Source organism: Herbaspirillum sp. WGmk3, from assembly GCF_023952535.1.
GTDB classification, from domain to species: Bacteria; Pseudomonadota; Gammaproteobacteria; order Burkholderiales; family Burkholderiaceae_D; genus Herbaspirillum; species Herbaspirillum huttiense.
In genome coordinates this window covers 395,527-417,525 of record NZ_JAKYWT010000002.1, presented here as the reverse complement: position 1 = coordinate 417,525, position 21,999 = coordinate 395,527, and the positions used below count along the sequence as shown (strand labels likewise).

General features: G+C 62.7%; 21 protein-coding genes. 2 read left to right on the top strand and 19 right to left on the bottom strand.

Features of this window, described 5'->3' with window-relative positions; translation table 11 throughout:
• Positions 1-10 precede the first annotated feature (10 nt).
• The 11 genes from MKD49_RS07920 to cyoA form a co-directional block, all read right to left on the bottom strand.
• Positions 11-664 carry an ABC transporter ATP-binding protein gene (locus MKD49_RS07920; RefSeq protein ID WP_134136411.1) on the bottom strand — a complete coding sequence of 218 codons (654 nt, stop codon included), beginning with the start codon at positions 662-664 and terminating at the stop codon, positions 11-13.
• Entirely contained in the window at positions 661-1,422 is a 762-nt protein-coding gene (locus MKD49_RS07915; protein WP_252695979.1) for an ABC transporter ATP-binding protein, read from the bottom strand. Before MKD49_RS07915 ends, MKD49_RS07920 begins: the two co-directional genes overlap by 4 nt.
• Positions 1,419-3,314, bottom strand: coding sequence for an ABC transporter permease (locus MKD49_RS07910; protein ID WP_252695978.1), 1,896 nt, complete (start codon positions 3,312-3,314; stop codon positions 1,419-1,421). Before MKD49_RS07910 ends, MKD49_RS07915 begins: the two co-directional genes overlap by 4 nt.
• 49 nt (positions 3,315-3,363) lie before the next feature.
• The gene (locus tag MKD49_RS07905; protein WP_245202040.1) at positions 3,364-4,551 is read right to left on the bottom strand and encodes an ABC transporter substrate-binding protein; all 1,188 of its coding nucleotides are present in this window, start codon (positions 4,549-4,551) and stop codon (positions 3,364-3,366) included.
• A 112-nt stretch (positions 4,552-4,663) separates the two neighbouring features.
• Positions 4,664-5,200 (bottom strand): response regulator transcription factor, encoded by a 537-nt coding sequence (locus MKD49_RS07900; RefSeq protein WP_121045563.1) that lies wholly within the window; start codon positions 5,198-5,200, stop codon positions 4,664-4,666.
• A 129-nt stretch (positions 5,201-5,329) separates the two neighbouring features.
• Positions 5,330-6,712, bottom strand: a complete 1,383-nt coding sequence (locus MKD49_RS07895; RefSeq protein ID WP_252695977.1) for an ATP-binding protein — start codon at positions 6,710-6,712, stop codon at positions 5,330-5,332.
• 3 nt (positions 6,713-6,715) lie between these two features.
• Positions 6,716-7,567, bottom strand: a complete 852-nt coding sequence (locus tag MKD49_RS07890; protein WP_252695976.1) for an SURF1 family protein — start codon at positions 7,565-7,567, stop codon at positions 6,716-6,718.
• Positions 7,564-8,046 carry a cytochrome o ubiquinol oxidase subunit IV gene (cyoD, locus tag MKD49_RS07885; protein ID WP_252695975.1) on the bottom strand — a complete coding sequence of 161 codons (483 nt, stop codon included), beginning with the start codon at positions 8,044-8,046 and terminating at the stop codon, positions 7,564-7,566. Before cyoD ends, MKD49_RS07890 begins: the two co-directional genes overlap by 4 nt.
• Positions 8,043-8,669: a cytochrome o ubiquinol oxidase subunit III gene (gene cyoC / locus MKD49_RS07880; RefSeq protein ID WP_121045567.1), complete on the bottom strand. Its 627-nt coding sequence runs from the start codon at positions 8,667-8,669 to the stop codon at positions 8,043-8,045. The genes cyoD and cyoC overlap by 4 nt, the downstream gene beginning before the upstream one ends.
• Positions 8,662-10,665, bottom strand: coding sequence for a cytochrome o ubiquinol oxidase subunit I (gene cyoB, locus MKD49_RS07875; protein ID WP_121045568.1), 2,004 nt, complete (start codon positions 10,663-10,665; stop codon positions 8,662-8,664). Before cyoB ends, cyoC begins: the two co-directional genes overlap by 8 nt.
• 76 nt (positions 10,666-10,741) lie before the next feature.
• Positions 10,742-11,674, bottom strand: coding sequence for a ubiquinol oxidase subunit II (cyoA, locus tag MKD49_RS07870; RefSeq protein WP_252695974.1), 933 nt, complete (start codon positions 11,672-11,674; stop codon positions 10,742-10,744).
• Between the two features lie 160 nt (positions 11,675-11,834).
• Here cyoA and MKD49_RS07865 point away from each other — a divergent pair, with 160 nt between their 5' ends.
• Positions 11,835-13,178: an MFS transporter gene (locus MKD49_RS07865; protein WP_121045569.1), complete on the top strand. Its 1,344-nt coding sequence runs from the start codon at positions 11,835-11,837 to the stop codon at positions 13,176-13,178.
• Between the two features lie 93 nt (positions 13,179-13,271).
• Here the strand turns inward: MKD49_RS07865 and MKD49_RS07860 are convergent, their stop codons facing one another.
• The 4 genes from MKD49_RS07860 to MKD49_RS07845 form a co-directional block, all read right to left on the bottom strand.
• On the bottom strand, positions 13,272-14,387 hold the full coding sequence (locus tag MKD49_RS07860; RefSeq protein WP_121045570.1) for a putative zinc-binding metallopeptidase: 1,116 nt from the start codon (positions 14,385-14,387) through the stop codon (positions 13,272-13,274).
• 169 nt (positions 14,388-14,556) lie between these two features.
• Positions 14,557-15,462: a carboxylating nicotinate-nucleotide diphosphorylase gene (gene nadC, locus MKD49_RS07855; protein ID WP_121045571.1), complete on the bottom strand. Its 906-nt coding sequence runs from the start codon at positions 15,460-15,462 to the stop codon at positions 14,557-14,559.
• Entirely contained in the window at positions 15,459-16,598 is a 1,140-nt protein-coding gene (nadA, locus tag MKD49_RS07850; RefSeq protein WP_252695973.1) for a quinolinate synthase NadA, read from the bottom strand. The genes nadC and nadA overlap by 4 nt, the downstream gene beginning before the upstream one ends.
• Positions 16,599-16,635: 37 nt before the next feature.
• Positions 16,636-18,234, bottom strand: coding sequence for an ABC-F family ATPase (locus tag MKD49_RS07845; protein ID WP_134136421.1), 1,599 nt, complete (start codon positions 18,232-18,234; stop codon positions 16,636-16,638).
• Positions 18,235-18,478: 244 nt separating this feature from the next.
• Here MKD49_RS07845 and MKD49_RS07840 point away from each other — a divergent pair, with 244 nt between their 5' ends.
• Positions 18,479-19,051, top strand: coding sequence for a DUF1439 domain-containing protein (locus tag MKD49_RS07840; RefSeq protein WP_121045573.1), 573 nt, complete (start codon positions 18,479-18,481; stop codon positions 19,049-19,051).
• 48 nt (positions 19,052-19,099) lie between these two features.
• On the opposite strand, the gene ldcA is transcribed toward MKD49_RS07840, so the two are convergent.
• The 4 genes from ldcA to queE all read right to left on the bottom strand — a co-directional run bounded on the left by ldcA (position 19,100) and on the right by queE (position 21,846).
• The gene (ldcA, locus tag MKD49_RS07835; protein WP_199725145.1) at positions 19,100-20,110 is read right to left on the bottom strand and encodes a muramoyltetrapeptide carboxypeptidase; all 1,011 of its coding nucleotides are present in this window, start codon (positions 20,108-20,110) and stop codon (positions 19,100-19,102) included.
• A complete protein-coding gene (tadA, locus tag MKD49_RS07830; protein ID WP_034332337.1) occupies positions 20,107-20,658 on the bottom strand; it encodes a tRNA adenosine(34) deaminase TadA in 552 nt (183 codons plus the stop codon). The genes ldcA and tadA overlap by 4 nt, the downstream gene beginning before the upstream one ends.
• Positions 20,658-21,104, bottom strand: coding sequence for a 6-carboxytetrahydropterin synthase QueD (queD, locus tag MKD49_RS07825; protein ID WP_039785881.1), 447 nt, complete (start codon positions 21,102-21,104; stop codon positions 20,658-20,660). Before queD ends, tadA begins: the two co-directional genes overlap by 1 nt.
• Before the next feature lie 106 nt (positions 21,105-21,210).
• A complete protein-coding gene (gene queE / locus MKD49_RS07820; RefSeq protein ID WP_209581915.1) occupies positions 21,211-21,846 on the bottom strand; it encodes a 7-carboxy-7-deazaguanine synthase in 636 nt (211 codons plus the stop codon).
• Between the last annotated feature and the right edge of the window lie 153 nt (positions 21,847-21,999).

Genomic DNA, 21,999 nt, shown 5'->3' with positions numbered 1-21,999 from the left:
GCGTGCTGTCCTACGGCAACATGCGGCCCTGATCCAGTGTGTAACTGCGGTCGCTGACCAGGCCGGCGAAGTGCGTATTCTGTTCGCAGAGGAGGATGGACATGCCGCGCCGTTTCAATTGCAGGATCATGTTCGCCATCTGCTCCACAATCACCGGGGCCACGCCTTCGGAAGGCTCATCCAGCAACAGCAGGTGCGGATTGCCCATGAGCGTGCGGGCAATGGTCAGCATCTGCTGTTCGCCGCCGCTCATGCGCCCGCCGGGGCGATGCGGCATCGCGCCCAGGTTGGGGAAGAGCGCGAAGAGCGCCTGCGGCGTCCATGCCGGCTCGCCCGCGCGCGCAGGCTGCCGACCGGTTTCCAGATTCTGCAGCACGCTCAGTTCGGTGAAGATGCGCCGGTCCTCGGGCACGAAACCGAGTCCCAGGCGGGCGCGCTGGAAAGGGGCCAGGCGCGTGATGTCGCGGCCCTCCAGCGTGACCTGGCCCTGCGTGCCTTCCAGCAAGCCCATCAGCGCCTTGAGCGTAGTGGATTTTCCCGCGCCGTTGCGCCCGGTGAGCGCGACCACTTCGCCGCGCCCCACTTCCAGCGAGAGATCGAACAGGATATGCGCCTGCCCATAGAAGGCATGCAGTCCCTCGACCCGCAACAATGGCCCACTCATGCCGGGCTCCCGAAGCTGGCACCCGAGCCGAAGTAGACCTCGCGTACCCGCGCGTCCTGGCGCACTTCCTCGGGTGCGCCTTGCGCGATCAACTGGCCGCGCGCGAGCACGATGATGCGGTCGGCAAACGCGAACACCACATCCATGCTGTGCTCGGTGAAGAGTACCGACAAGCCGCGTTCGCTGACCAGACGGCGCGTGAGGGCCATCAGTTCCTGACGCTCGCGCGGGGCCATGCCGGCCGTCGGCTCATCCATCAACAGCAGACGCGGCGCATTGGACAGCGCCATGGCCAGCTCGACGCGCTTGATGTCGCCATAGGCCAGCACGCCGCAGGCCCGTCCGGCCTGATCAGCCATGCCGACCTGCGCCAACAGGGCCATCGCTTCCTCGCGCAGACAAGCTGCAGCGGGACGCCACAGCTGCCACAGCCGGCGACGATGCGAGAGCAAGGCGGCCTGGACGTTTTCAAGCACGGTCAGCGATGCAAAGGCGGCCGACACCTGGAAAGTCCGCCCCACGCCGCGCCGCCAGATGCGGCGTGCATCAAGACCGGAAATGTCCTCGCCATCGAGGAGCACGCGCCCGGCATCCGGACGCAACTGGCCGTTGATGAGATTGAAGCAGGTGGACTTGCCGGCACCGTTCGGTCCGATCAGCGCCAGCATCTCGCCGGCCGGCAGCGTAAAGGAAACGTCATCCAGCGCGGCGACACCGCCGAAGGATTTGCGCAGGCCATCGATCTGCAGCAGGCTCATGCGCCCTCCTCCCGCTTCAACGGCGCACGCAGGCGGCTGAACGCGCCTGCCATGCCGCCGGGGAACAGCAACACCAGCAGCAGAATCACGCCGCCCAGCAAGGCACGCCAATAATCGGTCTCGCGCGCCACCAGGTCTTGCAGCCAGGTGAACAGCGCTGCGCCCAGCAGCGGACCGAGCAGGCTCTGCACGCCGCCCAGCAAGACCATCACCAGGCCATCCACCGAGCGCCCCACGCTGGCCACCTCGGGCGAGATGCTGCCCTTGGAGAAGGCGAACAATACACCGGCCAATCCGCAGAACAGCCCGGCGATGGCGAAGCCGCCCCATTGCAGGCGGCGCACATCCATGCCCAGCGACTCGGCGCGCACGGCCGCGTCGCGGGCGGCGCGCAAGGCCAGTCCGAATGGCGCATGGATCACGCGCCGCAGGAGAATGACGCCAAGCGCGGCACAGCCCAGGGCCAGGTAGTAGTAAGCCAGCGGCGAGGCCAGCGCTTCAGCGGGACGAATGCCGACCAGCCCGTTGCTGCCTCCGGTCAGGTCATCCCACTGGAAAAAGGTGGCCCAGGCAATCTGGGCGAAGGCCAGCGTCAGCATGGCCAGATACACGCCCGACAGCCGCACGCAGAACCAGCCGAACAGGATCGCGCCAGCCATGGCCGCGAGCGCGCCGGCGAGCATGGCCAGCGGCATCGGCCACTGCAGTTTGAGCGTGACCAGTGCGGCGGCATAGGCCCCCAATCCGAAATAGGCGGCGTGACCGAAGGACACCATGCCGCCCGGCCCCATCAGAAAATGCAGGCTGGCGGCGAAGAGGACGGCGATCAGGATTTCCACCATCAGCACCGGCAGATAAGGGAAGCGGCTCGCCAGCAAGGGCAGCGCCAGCAAAGCCAGCAGCGCGGTCCATCCCGCCAGGCGTGCCTTGCGCCCGTGTGTGCGCAACGGCGCGTCATGGCCGGCACCGCTGCGCACCAGCGTCAGCGGCTTGCCGAACAGACCCCACGGGCGCATCACCAGGATGGCCGCCATCACCAGAAATTCCACCACCAGCGTGAGCCGCGAGAGCGAGACCTCGATGCCGAACAAGGAGACATTGCCCAACGCAATGCACAGCGCCTTGACCTCGGCGATCAGCAAGGCAGCGGCGAAGGCACCGCCGAGCGAGCCCATGCCACCGACCACCACCACCACGAAGGCGTTGCCGATGGTATCGAGATCCAGTGCCAGGTTGGCCGGCATGCGTGGCCCTTGCAGCGCGCCGCCCAATCCGGCCAGGAAGCAGCCCAGCGCGAAGACGGCCGTGAACAGCCAGGCCTGATTGACGCCCAGCGCACCGAGCATCTCGCGATCCTGCGTCGCGGCGCGGATGAGCGTGCCCCAGCGCGTGCGGTTGAGCAGCAGCCACAGCAGCCCGAACACCAGCGGACCGATGACGATGAGCAGCAGATCGTATTGCGGCAGCCGACGCCCCAGCAGATGTACGGCGCCGGAGAGCCCTGGCGCACGCGGGCCGAACAGGTCTTCCGGCCCCCAGATCCAGAGGGCGGCATCCTTGATGATGAGGACGAGGGCGAAGGTGGCAAGGAGTTGAAACAGTTCCGGCGCACGATAGATGCGACGCAAGACCACCACTTCCACCACGGCACCCAGCGCGGCCACGGTGAGCGCGGCCAGCAGCAGTGCGCCCCAGAAACCGAGCGCCGTGCTGCCCAGCCGCTCCACCAGGCTGTAGGCCACATACAGCCCCAGCATGTAGAACGAGCCATGCGCAAAATTGACGATCCGTGTAACGCCGAAGATCAGCGACAGGCCTGCCGCCACCAAAAACATCGCGGAAGCATCGGCCAGGCCATTGAGCAGCTGGACGGTGAGGCTGGCAAGCGTCATGGCATCAGCAACGGCCGCATTGGAACGTGAGCAAGATCAGCGTGGCAGGTCAATCCGCCGGACGCAACTTCTTGACCTCGGCATCCGGCAACTGCAGGCTGGCACCGTCGACATAGCTGAAGCTGGTCATGATGCCCTTGCCGTCCTTGATGCCGGTACGGCCGACGAAAGCGCCCAGCGTGGACTGGTGATCCTGCGGGCGATAGACGATGGAGGCCACCGGCGTCTCCACCTTCAGGCCCGAGAAGGCCGCAGCGAGCTTGTCGGCATCGGTGCTGCCGGCTTTCTTGATGCCGGCGGCAATGGACATCAACGCGCTGTAGCCGACCAGCGAACCATTGCGCGGGTAGTCGTTGAATTTCTTGCGATAGGCGTCCACGAATTTCTTGTGTTCGGGGGTGTTGATGGCGTACCAGGGATAGCCGGTGACGATCCAGTTCTGCGGGGCTTCGTTCTTCAGCGGATCGAGGTATTCAGGTTCGCCGGTCAGCAGCGACACCACCTCCACCTGATCGAACAGACCACGCGTGTTGCCTTCACGCACGAACTTGCCCAGATCGGCGGCGAAGAGTGCATTGAAGATGGCATCCGGCTTGGCATCGGCCAGCGCCTGCGTGACCGCGCCCGCATCGATCTTGCCCAGCGGCGGTGCTTGTTCGGCGACGAATTCCACATCCGGCTGGGCTTGCTTGAGCAGGGTCTTGAAGCTGGCGACGGCGGACTGGCCGTATTCATAGTTGGGATAGACGATGGCCCAGCGTTTCTTCTTCAGCTTGGCGGCTTCTTTCACCACCGACGCCACCAGCATGTAGGTGGACGGACGCAGGCGGTAGGTGTACTTGTTGCCGTTCTGCCAGACGATCTTGTCGGTCAGCGGCTCGGCCGCCAGGAAGAAGACCTTGTGCTGCTTGGCGTAATCGGTGAGCGCCAGGCCGGTATTGGAGAGGAAGCCGCCAAAGAGCAGCGCCACGCGTTCACGCGCCATCAGTTCTTCGGCCACGCGTACCGAATCGCCGGGGTTGCCATTGTCGTCGCGGGCGATCACTTCCAGCTTCTTGCCCAGCACGCCACCGGCGGCATTGACTTCATCCAGGGCCATCTCCCAGCCCCGGCGGTACGGTTCCAGGAAGGCAGGCTGCGCCTTGTAGCTGTTGATCTCGCCGATCTTGATGGTCTCCTGGGCCTGGGCTGCGCCTGCAGAAAGATTCACGATGGTCGCGGCGCACGCCCACAGCAGGCCGCGCTGGAAGTTGAAATGGTTCACGTCATTCCCTTCTGGTGAGAGTGCCCCGGCCGTTGCGGCGCGCGGGGCGGGCGTAATGATAACCGCTGGCGCGGCCGTGTGCAGATTACTTCACACGCTGTTTTTCCAGCTTGCGCGCCAGGGTACGGCGGTGCATACCGAGGCGGCGCGCGGTTTCGGAGATGTTGAAATCGGTTTCCACCAGCACCTCGTGGATGCGTTCCCATTCCAGGGTCTTGATGGAGGTGGCGCGCGCGGGCAGTTCGACGTCGGAGGCACCGGCCACGTGGCCGAAGGCGGCTTCGATGTCGTCGGTATTGGAGGGTTTGGCGAGGTACTGGCAGGCGCCCAGCTTGATGGCTTCCACCGCCGTGGTGATGCTGGCGAAGCCGGTCAGCACGACGATGAGCATGGCTTCATCGTGGGCATGCAGCATCTGCACGCAAGCCAGGCCGGAGGCGTTGCCGCCCAGTTTCAGGTCGACCACGGCATAGCCGGGACTGTGTTCTTTCAGGTGGGCCGCCGCTTCCTCCTGGCTGGCGGCCAGCAGGACGGTGTAGCCGCGACGCTCGAAGGAGCGTCCCAAGGTGCGTGCGAAGGCGGCGTCGTCCTCGATGATCAGAAGCAGGCGATCAGCCGGCATGTGCATTTCCTATTTTTCTACTTTGCCAAAGCCGGTATTGTAAGGCGAGACGGCGCCGGACATCGCCAGCACATGAAGAAAAAGGAAATGATCACGGTCAATGCCGCGTCAGGCGCGGCTTGCGGCACATCAAGCGCCCATCGGATAGTCCGGTGGTTCGCTGCCAGGCGCCGTTTCGGTCAGCGGGGCCAGGCTGATGGCCGACAGCGGCAGCTCAAGCGCCACGCGCGCACCACCCGCGGCACGATTGCTGGCCCAGACCCGTCCGCCCAGCTTGCGCGCGACGTTGACCACAAAGAACAGGCCCAGGCCACGGCCCGGCTTGCCCTTGGTGGACTGGTAGGGCTTGCCGATCTGGTTGATCATCCAGTCGGGGAAGCCGGGGCCGCGATCGCTCACTTCCATGAGCAGCAGATCCCCTTCCCGCCTCACCTCCAGCGCCAGCCATTGCGGCGAGACCTCGAAGGCATTGTCCAGCACATTGCCCAGCATCTGCTTGATGGCCGAGTCGAAGGCGACCGGCACATCCTGCGCGATCAGGTTGCGGTATTCGAAGATCTCCACCGGCCGCGTCTTGCGCCAGTCTTCGGCGACGCTGTCGAGGAAGGTGTTGATCGTGGTCTTGATGGACGATTCGCCGCGCGCCTCGCCGGCCGACAGCAACACGCCGCTGACGATGGATTTGCAGCGCTGCAGCTGGGCTTCCATCTCGGCGATGTCTTCCAGCATGTCGGCGCGCTGGCTGATTTCGGGCATGCGCTTCCAGTCACCCAAGATCACGGAGACGGTCGCCAGCGGCGTGCCCAGCTCGTGCGCCGCACCGGAAGCCAGCAGGCCCATGCGCACGATATGGTCCTCTTCAGCGGCACGCTGGCGCAGGTCTGCCAGCAAGGCATCACCGGCGCGCAGGTTGCTGCTGATGCGGGTGATGAAGAACACCATCAGCCCGGCATTGAGCAGGAAGCAGATCAGCGTACCCTCCACATACAGGCTCAGCAAGCCTGCGTTGTGGTCCGGCGGCAGCGCCAGCGGCTCGGAAAACAGTGCCAGTCCCGCCAGGCAGGCCATGGTCACGGCGACGATGGCCCAGCTCGACCAGGGCTTCAGGAGCACGGCCGAGAGGATGATCTGCATCAGGTACAGGAACGCGAAGGGATTGGTGATACCGCCGCTCAGGTAAAGCTGGAAGGTCAGCACCGCCACATCCACCAGCAAGGCCAGGAACAGTTCGGCATTGGTGGCGATGCGCCGCTCATGCCAGCGCAGGTGGCTGGCAATGTTGAAGGCGATCAGGCAGGACAACACCTCCAGCATGTGCGGCAGCGGCAGATGCAGGTCGAACACCAGCACCACGAAGGCAATCGTGGAGACCTGCCCCAGCACCGCCAGCCAGCGCAGCTGGATCAGCAGCAGCATGTTCTGGTGGCCGGCTGGGTTCTGCTCGCCCTGGCGCAGGCGCTGCCAGCGCTCGCGCAGGGTCTTGCGCTTGGCGACGGTGTCGGAGGCAGTCATCGCTCAGCCCTTGGCTTGCGCATCCTGGATGCGCTGGCGCCAGCGGCGTTCGTCGCGGATCACCCAATAGCCCGCACCCAGCGACATGAGCGCCAGAGCGTACCAGGTCAGGGCATAGACCAGGTGGCTGTTGTGGAAGGCGATCACGGTCAGGCCACCGACGGGTTTCTGCGCATCAGGAGCGCTGGCGGCATTGGCTTCCGACGACGCCTTGTCGGCATCGACGAAATACGGTGCCACCTGCCCCGCTGGCAGATGTCGGGCTTGTGCAATTACCTTCACATCGCGCGAATACCAGCGATTCTGCGCGGCGTCATTGCTGCGCAGGAAACCGCCGCCCTGCTCGCTCATGCGCAGCAATCCAGTCACTTCGTTCAGTTGGCCTGCAGGCGCATCCGCCAGCTGGGAGTCAGCCAGTTTGAGCGGCGAGACCGGCACGAACCCGCGATTGATCAGCACTACGCTGCCATCGGCCATCTGCAAGGGCGTCAGCAGCCAGGCACCGCTGCCCAGGTCGGTACTGGCCTGTACGGCCACCGTCTTGCTGTACAGGTAGCGGCCGCTCAAGGCCACGCGCTTGTATTCATCGCGCTCGGCACTCACGTTCGGCCAGTCCTGCGCAGCGGGTGGCGCCACCGGCGCAGCGTGCACCCGGGCGTCGACCTTGGCGATCAGGTCCAGCTTCCATTGCAGGCGATAGACCTGCCAGGTTCCAAGCGCAGCGAAGACCAGAAAGAAAAATCCCGCCAAAAGCGTCAGCAGCAACAAGCTGGCCTTTGTGCGGGATACCGGGGCGGCTTGCGCCGCCCCGCTTTCTTTGCCTTGCGTCACGCCATCAGTTGGCGTCGGGCTCATTTCGATGGGGCTGCGCCGTGTTGCATGCCCTGCATGCCCTGCATCGACTGCGGCACGGTTTCGGTAGGCATGTTTTCAGGCGACATGGTCGGCATCATGTTGTGGTTCAGGTGATACATCACCCACAGCGAACCGGACAGCGTGATGACCACGATGACGATGGTGAAGATCATCGCCAGCATGTTCCAGCCGCCTTCGGACTTGCCGTTCATGTGCAGGAAGTAGCGGATGTGCACCACGATCTGCACGGCCGCCAGGGCCAGCAGCACGATGCCCAGGGTCGCCGAATTGGCGATGGTCTTGTTCATGACCATCCAGAACGGGACCGCGGTCAGGATCACGGCCAGCACGAAGCCGGTGACGTAATCCTTCATCGTGCCGTGGGCGGCGTGGTCGCCATGACCATGGCCGTGACCATGGTCATGGTCGTCGTGATGGCCCATCGGTCGGGCCGGGTGTTCTTGGTGGCCGCGGCTCATGGCAGGACTCCCATCAGATAGACAAAGGTGAAGACGCCGATCCAGACCACGTCCAGGAAGTGCCAGAACATCGACAGGCACATCAGGCGGCGGCCGTTGGCTTCGGTCAGGCCGTGCTTGTTGATCTGGAACAGCAGCACGATCAGCCAGATGATGCCGAACGTCACGTGCAGGCCGTGGGTTCCGACCAGCGCGAAGAACGAGGTCAGGAAGCCGCTGCGGGACGGGCCCGCGCCTTCGTGGATCAGGTGCAGGAACTCATACAGTTCGAAGTAGATGAAGCCGGCACCCAGCAGACCCGTGATGATCAGCCAGATGATGGTGTTCTGCTGCTTCTTGGCCTGCATGGCCAGCATGGCGAAACCGTAGGTGATCGACGACAGCAGCAGCAGCGCGGTGTTCAGCGCCACCAGCGGCAGGTCGAACAGCTCGGCACCGGTCGGACCGCCTGCATAGTTGCGGCCCAGGACGGCGTAGCACGCAAACAGGCAGGCGAAGATCAGGCAATCGCTCATCAGGTAGATCCAGAAGCCCAGCAAAGTGCCGTTCTCCGGATGGTGATGGCGGACGAAGTAGCGCGAGCTAGGCGTCGCGTCGGCCGTGTGGTTGATTGCTTCAGACATGGCTATTCAACAGACGTGTGCGCTCTGCTTCGACACGGACGACTTCGTCGGCCGGGATGTAGTAGTCGCGGTTGTAATTAAAGGTGTGGATGATGGTGGCGGCAACCAGAACAACGAAGATTGCCACGGCCGGCAGCCACATGTGCCAGATCAGGGTGAAGCCCAGCGCTGCCGACAGCGCAGCGATGATGAAGCCGGCACCGGTGTTCTTGGGCATGTGGATTTCCACGAAATCACCCAGCGGACGCTGATACTTGTTCTTCTTCATGTCAGCCCAGGCGTCGTTGTCATGCACGACCGGGGTGAAGGCGAAGTTGTAGGCCGGCGGCGGCGAGGAAGTCGACCATTCCAGGGTACGGCCGTTCCACGGGTCGCCGGTCACATCGGCCAGCTTCTTGCGGTCGCGGATCGAGACGGCGATCTGGATGATGAAGGAACCGATGCCCAGGGCGATCAGGCCAGCACCAACGGCAGCGGTAACGAACCAGATCTGCAGCGACGGATCATCGAAGTGGCTCATGCGGCGGGTCACGCCCATCAGGCCCAGTACATACAGCGGCATGAAGGCCAGGTAGAAGCCGACCAGCCAGAACCAGAACGAGCACTTGCCCCAGAATTCGTTCAGCTTGAAGCCGAAGGCCTTCGGGAACCAGAAGTTGATGCCGGCGAACATGCCGAACACCACGCCGCCGATGATGACGTTGTGGAAGTGGGCGATCAGGAACAGCGAGTTGTGCAGCACGAAGTCAGCCGGGGGAACGGCCAGCAGCACGCCGGTCATGCCACCGATGACGAAGGTGACCATGAAGCCGATGGTCCACAGCATCGGGACTTCGAAGCGGATGCGGCCACGGTACATCGTGAAGAGCCAGTTGAAGATCTTGGCACCGGTCGGGATCGAGATGATCATCGTGGTGATGCCGAAGAACGAGTTCACGCTGGCACCCGAACCCATGGTGAAGAAGTGGTGCAGCCACACCAGGTAGGACAGGATGGTGATCACCACGGTCGCGTAGACCATGGAGGTGTAGCCGAACAGGCGCTTGCCGCTGAAGGTCGAGACGATTTCAGAGAAGATGCCGAAGGCCGGCAGCACCAGGATGTAGACCTCGGGGTGGCCCCAGATCCAGATCAGGTTCACGTACATCATGGCGTTGCCGCCCATGTCGTTGGTGAAGAAGTTGGTGCCGAAGACGCGATCCAGGGACAGCATGGCCAGCACGGCGGTCAGCACCGGGAAGGCAGCCACGATCAGGACGTTGGTACACAGCGAGGTCCAGGTGAAGACCGGCATCTTCATCATGTTCATGCCCGGGGCGCGCATCTTGACGATGGTCACCACCAGGTTGATGCCTGAGAGCAGTGTCCCTACCCCGGCCACCTGCAAGGCCCAGATGTAGTAATCCACCCCCACGTCAGGGCTGTACAGGATGCCCGACAGCGGCGGGTAAGCCAGCCAGCCGGTGCGGGCGAATTCGCCCACGAACAGCGAGGCCATCACCAGCAGTGCGCCGAAGGTGGTCATCCAGAAGCTGAAGTTGTTCAGGAAGGGGAAGGCCACGTCACGTGCACCGATCTGCAGGGGCACGACGTAGTTCATCAGACCGGTCACCAGGGGCATGGCCACGAAGAAAATCATGATCACGCCGTGGGCGGTGAACACCTGGTCATAGTGGTGCGGCGGCAGGAAGCCGGCATTGTCGCCAAAGGCGATGGCTTGCTGCGCACGCATCATCAGCGCATCGGCAAAGCCGCGCAGCAGCATGACGATGGCCAGCACGATGTACATGATGCCGATGCGCTTGTGGTCGATACTGGTGAACCAGTCGCGCCACAGCATGCCCCACAGGCGATATTTGGTGAGCAGGCCGAGTACTACTATGCCGCCCAGCGCCACCATGGCGAAGGTACCGATCAGGATCGGCTCATGGTATGGAATCGCTTCCAGACTGAGACGACCGAAGATCAGCTTTATCAGGTCAAAATTGTCAGACATCTTTACTTCCCGGGGAAAAAGGAAATGGGGGCGCAGCGGTGTTCTGCTGCGCTGATACGGCTACCAGGCAAGGAAATCATTCGGCCTTTTGCTGGCCCGGTTTCACGTTCAGGTCGGTGGCCATGAGCTTGTCCATGCAAACCGTATTGGCAGCAACGCAGCGGTTCACGATGGCGTGGAACAATTCGGGCTCGACGCTGCCGATCAGGCGGGCAGGTTCACGTTCGCTCGGCTGTTCCAGCTTCAGGTATTCGGCACGGTCCAGCTTGCCCGCGCCCGCCTTGGCCTTCTGCACCCAGGCGTCAAAGCCGGCCTGGTCCAGGCCATGGAACTTGAAGCGCATGTGCGAGAAGCCGGCACCACTGTAGTTGGCGGAGAAACCGTCATATTCGCCGGCCTTGTTGATCACGGCGTGCAGCTTGGTTTCCATGCTCGGCATCGCGTAGATCTGGCCTGCCAGTGCCGGGATGTAGAACGAGTTCATCACGTTGGAGGCAGTAATCTTGAACTGGATGGGAACATCCACGGGCGCAGCCAACTCATTGACAGTAGCGATGCCTTGTTCCGGATAGATGAACAGCCACTTCCAGTCCAGCGCCACGACTTCCACCACCAGCGGCTTGACCTGGGGAGACAGCGGACGCTCGGCGTCGATGCGCGAAAGCGGACGGTACGGATCCAGGGTGTGGGTGGTGATCCAGGTCAACAGGCCCAGGGCGATGATGATCAGCAGGGGTGCGCCCCAGATGACCAGTTCCAGGCGGGTCGAGTGATCCCAGTCCGGCTCGTAGGGAGCGGAAGTGTTGCTCTTGCGATAACGCCATGCGAACAGCAGCGTCAGGATGATCACCGGGACGATGATGAGCAGCATCAACGCGGTCGAGATGACGATCAGGCGTGCTTGCTGGTTAGCGATGTCGCCGGAAGGATTCATCACGACGGTGTTGCACCCAGCCAACAGAAGCGCAGGAAGCAGGAGCAATCCGCGACGGAGGATTTGAGAAACCATGAAGGAAAATTCCAGTCGTATGTATCAGAGCGTGGTAATGTAACGCCAATAAAGTGTGTTGGCGATTGGACGTTTTGTCCCACCCTGTCACTTGCCACCTGCCAGGTTGGGATTTGTAGCACGTACTGCGACTAAACCTCTAACAGTGGGAGACAAAGCCATGGCAAGCACCAGCATCCACAATGGTGAAGGTTCCGGTCAACTCCGGCCTCAATCCAGCAATCCTTCCACTCACCACGAACACGGCACGATCGAACCCGGTGAGATCGCGGTGGGCGTGGTGATTGGACGCGCGTCCGAATACTTCGACTTCTTCGTTTATGCACTGGCTTCAGTGCTGGTGTTCCCGGCGGTCTTCTTTCCCAACGAACCAAAACTGGAAGGCACGCTCTACGCCTTCGTGATCTTTGCCTTCGCCTTCCTGGCCCGCCCCATCGGGACCACGATCTTCATGGCGATTCAAAAGCACTACGGCCGAGAGGTGAAACTGACGCTGGCGTTGTTCATGCTCGGCTTTTCGACTGCGGGCATTGCGTTATTGCCAACTTACGAACACATTGGTGTGTGGGCCATCATCTTGCTCTCGCTCTTGCGTGTCGGTCAAGGGGTAGCGCTGGGCGGTGCGTGGGACGGCCTGCCTTCGCTGCTGGCGATGAACGCCCCGCCGAACAAGCGCGGCTGGTATGCCGCACTGGGCCAGCTGGGCGCGCCGCTGGGCTTCGTGATCGCCGCCAGCCTGTTTGCCTACATGCTGGCCACGCTGACCACGGCGGACTTCCTTGACTGGGGCTGGCGCTTCCCCTTCTATGTGGCCTTTGCCATCAACGTGGTGGCCCTGTTCTCGCGCCTGCGCCTGGTGTCGGCGCCGGAATACGCCAAGCTGCTCGATGAACGCGAACTGGAGCCGGCCGGCGTGGTTGAGCTGGCCACCACCCAAGGCCGCAACATCATCATCGGCGCCCTCGCCGCCCTGGCCAGCTATGCGCTGTTCCACCTGGTGACGGTATTCCCGCTGTCGTGGATCAAACTGTATTCGCTGCGTGAAGCCTCGGCTTTCCTGGTGATCCAGATCTGGGGCGGTGTGATCATGGCAGCTGGCATCGTGGTCTCGGGCCTGATTGCGGATCGCTTCGGGCGCCGCAATACCCTGGGTTCGATGGCATTGCTGATCGCTATCCTGTCGGCCTTCGTCCCGAGCTTGATGAATGGCGGCGAATCCGGCCAGAACACCTTCATCCTGATCGGCTTTGCGCTTCTGGGCTTGTCTTACGGCCAGGCTGCCGGCGCCGTGACGGCCAACTTCAAGACCCGCTATCGCTACACCGGCGCGGCCCTGACGTCAGACCTGGCCTGGCTGGTCGGTGCCGGTTTCGCACCGCTGGTCGCACTGGGCTTGTCAGCGCACTTCGGCATGGCCTACGTAAGCTTCTACCTGCTGTCGGGCGCTGTGGGTTCGCTGGCGGCGTTGAGCTTGAACCGGGCGCTCGAAGGGCGTGATGACTGAATCCTGCTGAGCGCCTCATGATTAAAAACCCGGAAGGAAACTTCCGGGTTTTTTAATGGGCGACGCACATGTGAGTGAACAATCCTGCGAGCCTCAAGCAGGCGCGCCGCCATTGACCACCTCATGCACGAAGCGCAATTTCTGCAGCACCGGCGTAGACAAGGTGAAGGGATAGGAATCCGGCATCCCAATGCTGCGATTGAGGCTGTTGAGCACATAGGTCAGCGCAAACCACTCGCGGGCCAGTTCGTCAAAGGAACCGGCCGCCACCGGCGGCGCCTTGATGACCAGCTTCTGCTCGCCCTCATGGCGCGGCCGCAACTGCACGCCGCAGGCATAGGCAGTCTCCAGCGTATCGAACATATGAAGATAATGGGCCCAGGTCTCCGCCCAGTCTTCCCAGGGGTGGCTGCTGGCGTAGGCACTGACGAAGTTTTCTTCCCAGTCCGGGCGCGGGCCATTCTCGTAATGAGCCTTGAGCGCTTCGCCATAGTCCTGGCGCTCGTCACCGAACATCTCCCGGAACCGTGTGATCCAGTCGGTTGGCGCCACCAGCCGGTCGAAATAGTAATGGCCGCTCTCATGCCGGAAATGCCCCAGCAGCGTGCGATACGGCTCGGCCATCTGCTCGCGCGCCTGTTCGCGGTAGGCGGGATCGGCTTCGGCAATGTTGATGGTGATGACGCCATCGGCATGCCCGGTCAGCACCCGCTCGCCATGCGGAAGGTCTTGCAGGAATTCGAAGGCCAGGCCGGCTTCTTCATCTTCCATCTTCGGTACCGGCTGCAATTGCAAGGTCCAGAGAGAATGCAGCAGGCGCCGCTTGGCCGTCTCCAGGCGGCTCCACAGCACCCGGTTGTTGCCTTCGTCGAGATTGGGAATGACGCGCGTGAGGCGGCAGGAGGCACACAGTTCGTGCGGCTCGCGCTCATCGAGCATCCAGTTGCAGATGTTTTCGCGCCAGTAGTTGACGCACTGCTTGAACACCAGACCCTCATTCTGCGGCTTGACGCTGCGCCAGCGTCCCGGCCCGGCTTCAGGGACGACGGCGTTGGCGTCCGGCGCCGGTGCGGCTGCCGGCTCCAGCGGCGAAAAGCTGGCAATGGCCTGCAATTGTGGCTGATAACCCAGCATCCAGCCGCAATTGCCACATACGGTGTTTTCGAAGAAGACTTGCGCGCTGCAATTGTCGCAGTGAAAGGTTTTCATGGGCTCCCCCGTTGTTTATCGTCATTGCCAACGAAGCATTGTCGTCGGCATCTGGCGTTTGAAGGGGAAAACCGAGATACGTTCCTGCATGCAGGAACGCAAAAAAGTGAAGCCTGGTGCAAGTTACTGCGCCAGGCCGATGCAAGGGTGAGGCCGGCCGTTCAGCCGGTCAGCCAATCACGCGCAAGGAAAAATCGGTCGCCTGGATATCCTTGGTGAGGCTGCCAATCGAGATGCGATCCACGCCGGTCTCGGCAATGGCGCGCACGGTCTGCATGTTGATGCCGCCGGACGCTTCAAGCAAGGCGCGCCCCGCATTGACGGCTACGGCCTCGCGCATCATGTCCAGGGAAAAGTTGTCCAGCAGAATCGATTCGGCACCAGCCTGCAGGGCTTCATTGAGCTCGGCAATGCTTTCCACCTCGACCTGGATGGTCACACCTGCGTTGAGCTTCAAGGCGGCAGCCACAGCCGCAGTGATGCCGCCGGCGGCCGCGATGTGGTTTTCCTTGATGAGGATGCCGTCATACAGCGCCAGGCGCTGGTTGGCACCGCCGCCCACCCGCACCGCGTATTTCTGCGCCAGGCGCAGACCGGGCAAGGTCTTGCGGGTATCGAGGATGGCCGCGCGCGTACCCTGCACTACTTCCACGTAACGACGGGTAGCGCTGGCCACGCCCGAAAGCAGCTGCAGGAAATTGAGTGCGCCGCGCTCGGCGGTCAGCAAGGCACGAGCCGGGCCTTCGATGGTGCAGACCTCGCTGTCGGCGGCCATCAGGTCGCCTTCGGCATAGCTCCAGCTGACCTGCAGGCGCGGGTCGAGCCGGGTCATGACGGCCTCGAACCAGGGCGCTCCGCACAGCACGGCAGCTTCGCGCACGATGACACGGGCCTTCACGAATTCGTTTTCCGGTACCAGGAGACCCGTGTAGTCGCAGTCGCCCACATCCTCGGCGATGGCCTGGTTGACGTTGGCGTCGAAAGCTGCATGCAGCGCGGCATCGAAAGGACCGAAGGGATTGCGCAGATTGCTGGCCGCGATGGTCGAGGCAGTCTTGAGGGCGTGGAGCGTCATGCGGGGCCGATTCCTGCAAACAGTTGCTGTTCGTCTTCAAGGCGCGCCGAGGGGCGGACCTTGGCCTTGCGCTGGGCGGCGAAGTCCAGCATGCGGTCGATGCAGACCACGGCCTGCTTGCCGATCGCCGGATCGACGTGGATTTCATTGGCGCCGGTTTCCAGCACGTGCAGCAGGTTCTGCAAGCCATTCATGGCCATCCACGGGCAGTGCGCGCAGCTCTTGCAGGTGGCGCTGTTGCCGGCGGTGGGGGCATCGATGAAACGCTTGCCAGGAGCCGCTGCGCGCATCTTGTGCAGGATGCCATTGTCAGTAGCGACGATGAAAGCCGGCGCATCGGACGATTGCACCGCCGCGATCAGCTGCGAGGTTGACCCGATCACATCGGCCTGCGCCACCACGGCTTCAGGCGACTCGGGGTGCACCAGCACCAGCGCGTCCGGGTGTTCGGCACGCATCAGTTCCAGCTCGATGCCCTTGAATTCGTCATGCACGAGACAGGAACCCTGCCACAGCAGCATGTCGGCGCCGGTCTGCTTCTGGATGTAGCTGCCGAGGTGCTTGTCCGGTGCCCACAGGATCTTCTTGCCCTGGGCGTGCAGGTGCTGGACGATCTCAAGACCGATGCCGGAGGTCACCATCCAGTCGGCACGGGCCTTCACGGCCGCGCTGGTATTGGCATACACCACCACGGTGCGGTCCGGATGCTGGTCGCAGAAGGCGGCGAACTCGTCGGCCGGGCAACCCAGGTCCAGCGAGCAGGTCGCGTCCAGGTCGGGCATCAGGATGCGCTTTTCGGGACTGAGGATCTTGGCGGTCTCGCCCATGAAGCGCACGCCGGCCACGACCAGGGTCCGGGCGGCATGGTCACGGCCGAAACGCGCCATCTCCAGCGAATCCGAGACGCAGCCGCCGGTTTCCTCGGCCAGGTCCTGCAGGTCGCCATCGACGTAGTAGTGCGCCACCAGCACCGCCTGCTTTTCCTTGAGCAGCTGGCGGATGCGCGCTTTCAATTGCGCGCGTTCCTCGGGGCTGGGCGTGGCCGGTACCTTGGCCCACGCATTGGCGGTACAACTGCCGCCGGTCTCCATTTCCGGTCGCTCGAATTCGACGACCTTGGTTGCTGTTGCTTGCATGGCGGTCAACAATGCTGTGCTGATGCGGTTGGGGGAATTATTCGATGCCCTGGCTGGCCAGGTAGTCTTCGTAGCCGCCCTGGAAGTCGATCACCTGGCCGTCCTTCACTTCGAGGATGCGGGTGGCCAGCGAGGACACGAATTCACGGTCGTGCGAGACGAAGATCAGCGTGCCGGCGTACTTTTCCAGCGCGATGTTGAGCGACTCGATGGATTCCATATCCATGTGGTTGGTCGGTTCATCCATCAGCAGCACGTTGTGGCGGCCCAGCATCAGCTTGCCGTACATCATGCGGCCCTTTTCGCCACCGGAGAGCACCTTCACCGACTTCTTCACATCGTCGCCCGAGAACAGCAGGCGGCCCAGAATGCCGCGCACGGCCTGGTCATCGTCGCCTTCCTGGGTCCACTTGCCCATCCAGTCGGTCAGGGTCTCGCCACCGGCGAATTCCTCGGTCGGATCCTGGGGCATATAGCCGACGTTGGCGTTTTCCGCCCATTTCACCTCGCCCGAATCCGGATGCAGGCCGGTCACGTCGCCGCCGATGCTGCGCAGCAGAGTGGTTTTACCCGCGCCGTTGGCACCGATGATGGCGATCTTCTCGCCGGCTTCGACCATGATGCTGAAGTTCTTGAAGATGTCGCGGTCGTAGGTCTTGGTGATGCTTTGGGTTTCCACGGCCAGGCGGTGCAGCTTCTTTTCGCCTTCGAAGCGCACGAACGGGTTCACGCGGGAAGACGGCTTGATGTCCTCGACCTTGATCTTGTCGATCTGCTTGGCGCGCGAAGTCGCCTGGCGGGCCTTGGACTTGTTGGCCGAGAAGCGGCGCACGAAGTCCTGCAGTTCGGCCACTTTTTCCTTGGCCTTGGCGTTGACGGCCAACTGCTGCGCTCGCGCTTGCGATGACGCCAGCATGTAGTCGTCATAGTTGCCGGGATAGATCTTCAGCGTGCCGTAATCCATGTCGGCCATGTGGGTACAGACCTGGTTCAGGAAGTGGCGATCGTGGGAAATGATGATCATGGTGGAATTGCGCTCGTTGAGCACTTCTTCCAGCCAGCGGATGGTGTCGATGTCCAGGTTGTTGGTCGGTTCGTCCAGCAGCAGGATGTCCGGGTTGGAGAACAGGGCCTGGGCCAGCAGCACGCGCAGCTTCCAGCCGGGTGCGACATTGCTCATCGGGCCGGTGTGCTGTTCGATGGGCACGCCCACGCCCAGCAGCAGCTCGCCGGCACGCGCTTCGGCGGTGTAGCCGTCGTATTCGGCGAACTTGGCTTCCAGGTCGGCGGCCTTCATGTAGTCGTCGTCAGTGGCATCCGGATTGGCGTAGATCGCATCGCGCTCGGACATGGCCGCCCACATTTCCACGTGGCCCATCATGACCACATCCAGCACGCGCATTTCTTCATACGCGAACTGATCCTGGCGCAGCTTGCCCAGGCGCTCGTTCACGTCCAGGCTGACGTTGCCGCCCGACGGCTCCAGGTCGCCGCCCAGAATCTTCATGAAGGTGGATTTGCCGCAGCCATTGGCGCCGATCAGGCCGTAGCGATTGCCATCGCCGAACTTGACGGAAATGTTCTCGAACAACGGCTTGGCGCCGAACTGCATGGTGATGTTTGCGGTGGATAGCACTGCGAAAACCTTTTCAAAAATGTAACTTGCGTACGCCGGTCAACAACGAACCCTTGGCGCGCGAAACCCGGCATTTTACCACTGCACGCCTGATGCGGCTTGTATTGCGGTGGCGGCGCACTGCCAAAACCTTGCCAAATTTCAATGTTTGCGCTGTTCATCCGCAGCGCTGGCTTACAATTCCCGGGATTTTTACGCGCCCGGGCGCGCTCTGACCCATTTTGTCACTCTGGAAACCGCAAGCATGAAGCGAGCCATCCTCTCCGCCACCGCCCTCCTCGCCGTATCCACGCTGCCCCTGCTGCCGGCGCACGCAGCCGATACCGGGTACAACATCTGGACCAATGAATACACCGTCTCCAGACAGCAACTGCAGACGGCCATCGCCCCGCAATTCCCGCGCAAGATGCGCTACATGGACATCTTCGACGTGACCTTCAGCAACCCGCGCCTGGGCATGCTGCCGTCCGAAAACCGCATGAATACCGTGGTCGACGCCCAGATTGCCAATCCCCTGCTCCTGCAGCGCCCGGTCAACGCGGTGCTGACCCTGAGCAGCGCATTCAAGTACGATCCGGCCACGCGCTCGCTGCGATTGGATGCCCCGAAGGTGGACAAGGTCGACAGCACCGACCTGCCGCCGCAATATGCCCAGCAGTTGACCACCCTTGGCAATGCCGCCGCCGACCAGTTCCTGCGCGACTACGCGCTCTATACCTTCAAGCCGGAGCAGTTGCAGATGAACGGCAAGACCTTCGAGCCCGGCAAGATCACGGTCGAACAGGACGCGGTCAAGGTGGAAATCAAGGAAAAGTGACGATTCCTTCACTGAGCACGCAAGCAGCACGCCGGGCCGCGTGCAGTCTCAGCGACGGGCCAGGGTCGGATAATCCGAGAGAGTCAAGGTGAAGCCTTCTGCGCCGCGGGCATCCAGCTCCGCGTGCGCGCCCAGCGGCAGGGTCACCAGATCGCGCACATGGCCGAAAGGCAGGCCGGTCACGATGGGGGTGGCGATGCGCTGGCGCAGGAAGGCCAGCATTTCAGTGAAATCGTAGCCGTTGTCGATCTCGGCCAGGCGGTAGGCCGAGAAGTCGCCCAGCAGGATGGCCTTCTGCCTGGCCAGCACGCCAGCCTGCTCCAGCTGCAGGATCATCCGTTCCACCCGGAACGGATGTTCATTCACATCCTCCAGGAACAGAATCCCGCCGTCGATCGCGGGAAACTGCGGATGGCCAACCATATGCGCCATCATCGCCAGATTGCCGCCCCACAGCTTGCCCGAGCACTGCAGCACCGGACTGAGCGGATCGGTACGGCGGTCGCCATTGGCGGCCCGATCTGCACCGGCCTGGCCGTCATAGTTGTGGACCACCACCTGCGATGAAGTCAGCGTGCGCCACAAGGTCGCCAGCGCTGCCCAATTGGGGGATTCGGCACCAAAGTCACCGGAGAGCATCGGCCCCTGGAAACCGGCGTAGCCGGATTGCGCCAGCAGGCAGCACTGCAGGGCCGTGAAATCGCTGTAGCCCACCAGCAGCTTGCCACTGGCAGCGAGCGCAGGAATATCCAGCGCTGGCAGGATACGGCTCATGCCGTAGGAGCCACGCAGCCCCATGATGACCTCGATTTCCGGGTCGGCCGCCGCTTCCATCAGTTGCGCCGCGCGCTGCTCATCGGTGGCGCCGAAGCGCTGGTAGCGCCGGGCATGGTCGTAGAAATTGCGCACCCGGCAGCCCAGCGATTCCAGCAAGGCTACGCCACGCTGCACGCCGGCCGGGTCCAGCCCGGCATGCCCACACGGTGCCACAATGGCCACCCCCGTTCCCGGCGGGACCAGTCCTTCCAGCAGTTCACGGCCAGCAGTTGCGATCGTCATGTTGGTTCACCTGATGCTTGTGCATCGCCTTGCGCGGCGGCGTCCAGCAGGCGTTGCTGCTTCACTTGTTCGCGTCGCATGGCGAAGAATTCTTTCAGTAACTGGCCACATTCCTCGGCCATCACGCCGCCCAGCAGTTCGGTGTGATGGTTCAGCTTGTCCTGTTCAAACAGGTTCACCACCGAGCCGCACGCACCGGTCTTTGGATCGGCCGCGCCATAGACCACGCGCGCCAGGCGGGCGTGCATCATGGCGCCGGAGCACATCACGCAGGGTTCCAGCGTGACGTAGAGTTCACATCCGGGCAGGCGATAGTTGCCCAGCTTCTCGGCCGCCCGGCGCAGCGCCATGATCTCCGCATGGGCGGTCGGATCGTGCTTGCCGATGGGCTGGTTGAAGCCGGTGGCGATCACCACGCCATCCTTCACCACCACCGCACCCACCGGCACCTCGCCCAGCGCCCAGGCATTGTTGGCCTGGTCGAGCGCGGCGCGCATGTGGCGCAGGTCGGCCTCGGTGATGGCTTGCGGGAGGACAGCGCCGTCCATCAGTCGGCCGTGATCTCGGCCCAGCAATTGGGCGTTTCGTGCAGCACCAGCTTCTGCAGGTGCAGGCCGGTGCCGTAGCGGTCCTTGTAGGCTGCCTTGAGGATGGCGAAGGCTTCGCGGGCCAGGTTTTCGACCGTCGGGATGCTGCCGATGATGACCGTCTTGTGGCCCGGGAGGCTGGCCAGGAAGTCGCGGACCGGCGCGTCCTTTTCATAGACCAGGAAGGCATGGTCCCAGACATCGACCAGGTGTTCCTTGGCCAGGGACTTGATGTCGGAGAAGTCCATGATCATGCCGTTGTCGGAATTGCCCTCGATATCGATGACCGCACCGGTCAGGGTGATTTCCAGCGTATAGCGGTGGCCGTGCAGGTTGCGGCACTGGCTCTTGTGGTCCGGAATGCGGTGGCCGGCGTCGAATTCGAGTTTGCGGGTAATGGTGAGCATGAATGTTTCTTCGAGGATGGCCGCCGCACAAGCCGTGCAGCAGGCCGGGTAAAGCCATTGTAATCACGCGGCGCAGCGCCGCATGAAGAAAAAAGCAAAAAATCGGTCAGGGGATATTGAGCAGCTTGTGGGTCTGGATGCTCAGTTTCCACTTGGGGTTGTTCTTGACCATCTCGATGGCCAGCCGGGTATTGGCGGCCGCCTGCAGGCCATCCATGGGTTGCAGCAGGAAGTGCTGGAAATCCAGCTTTTCATATTCGTCCAGCGGCTGGCCGGGCTGCGGCACCACCACTTTCAGTTCGCTGCCGCGTTTGACCTTCAGTTCCGAACCCATCTTGGGGCTCACGCAGATCCAGTCCACGCCCTGCGGCACCTCGATGGTGCCATTCGTCTCAATGGCGATCTCAAAGCCGACCGCATGCATGGCCTCGATCAGGGCCGTATCCAGTTGCAGCAGGGGCTCGCCGCCGGTGAAGACGACGTATTTGCTGGCCGGGTGGCGGGCCGGCCAGAAGCTGTTGATCTTGTCGGCCAGCTCAGCCGCCGACTTGAACTTGCCGCCGTTCTCGCCATCGGTGCCGACGAAATCGGTATCGCAGAACTGGCAGATGGCGCGGGCGCGGTCTTCCTCGCGGCCTGTCCAGAGGTTGCAGCCCGAAAAGCGGCAGAACACCGCCGGACGGCCGGCGTGCGCGCCCTCGCCTTGCAAGGTATAGAAGATTTCTTTGATGCTGTAAGTCACGATATGAAGGCGAAAGGCAGGCGCAAGGCCGCACTGGGATGAATTCACGCGGCGGGCTTCAGCAATTCAGCAAACTTCACTAAGTCACTGATATTGCAGCCCATTTTGTCCGCATCAGGGGCGATATTATAGCCGCTCCTCGCGCCAGTTCAC

Excerpts from the sequence above, each read along its gene's own strand:
- tadA (WP_034332337.1), bottom strand. The coding sequence starts at position 20,658 with ATGGACGGCGCTGTCCTCCCGCAAGCCATCACCGAGGCCGACCTGCGC.
- MKD49_RS07860 (WP_121045570.1), bottom strand. The coding sequence starts at position 14,387 with ATGAAAACCTTTCACTGCGACAATTGCAGCGCGCAAGTCTTCTTCGAA.
- nadC (WP_121045571.1), bottom strand. The coding sequence starts at position 15,462 with ATGACGCTCCACGCCCTCAAGACTGCCTCGACCATCGCGGCCAGCAAT.
- cyoD (WP_252695975.1), bottom strand. The coding sequence starts at position 8,046 with ATGAGCCGCGGCCACCAAGAACACCCGGCCCGACCGATGGGCCATCAC.
- MKD49_RS07890 (WP_252695976.1), bottom strand. The coding sequence starts at position 7,567 with ATGAGCCCGACGCCAACTGATGGCGTGACGCAAGGCAAAGAAAGCGGG.
- MKD49_RS07920 (WP_134136411.1), bottom strand. The coding sequence starts at position 664 with ATGAGTGGGCCATTGTTGCGGGTCGAGGGACTGCATGCCTTCTATGGG.
- ldcA (WP_199725145.1), bottom strand. The coding sequence starts at position 20,110 with ATGACGATCGCAACTGCTGGCCGTGAACTGCTGGAAGGACTGGTCCCG.
- cyoA (WP_252695974.1), bottom strand. The coding sequence starts at position 11,674 with ATGGTTTCTCAAATCCTCCGTCGCGGATTGCTCCTGCTTCCTGCGCTT.
- MKD49_RS07865 (WP_121045569.1), top strand. The coding sequence starts at position 11,835 with ATGGCAAGCACCAGCATCCACAATGGTGAAGGTTCCGGTCAACTCCGG.
- MKD49_RS07840 (WP_121045573.1), top strand. The coding sequence starts at position 18,479 with ATGAAGCGAGCCATCCTCTCCGCCACCGCCCTCCTCGCCGTATCCACG.
- MKD49_RS07910 (WP_252695978.1), bottom strand. The coding sequence starts at position 3,314 with ATGACGCTTGCCAGCCTCACCGTCCAGCTGCTCAATGGCCTGGCCGAT.
- cyoC (WP_121045567.1), bottom strand. The coding sequence starts at position 8,669 with ATGTCTGAAGCAATCAACCACACGGCCGACGCGACGCCTAGCTCGCGC.
- cyoB (WP_121045568.1), bottom strand. The coding sequence starts at position 10,665 with ATGTCTGACAATTTTGACCTGATAAAGCTGATCTTCGGTCGTCTCAGT.
- nadA (WP_252695973.1), bottom strand. The coding sequence starts at position 16,598 with ATGCAAGCAACAGCAACCAAGGTCGTCGAATTCGAGCGACCGGAAATG.
- MKD49_RS07900 (WP_121045563.1), bottom strand. The coding sequence starts at position 5,200 with ATGCCGGCTGATCGCCTGCTTCTGATCATCGAGGACGACGCCGCCTTC.
- MKD49_RS07895 (WP_252695977.1), bottom strand. The coding sequence starts at position 6,712 with ATGACTGCCTCCGACACCGTCGCCAAGCGCAAGACCCTGCGCGAGCGC.
- queD (WP_039785881.1), bottom strand. The coding sequence starts at position 21,104 with ATGCTCACCATTACCCGCAAACTCGAATTCGACGCCGGCCACCGCATT.
- MKD49_RS07915 (WP_252695979.1), bottom strand. The coding sequence starts at position 1,422 with ATGAGCCTGCTGCAGATCGATGGCCTGCGCAAATCCTTCGGCGGTGTC.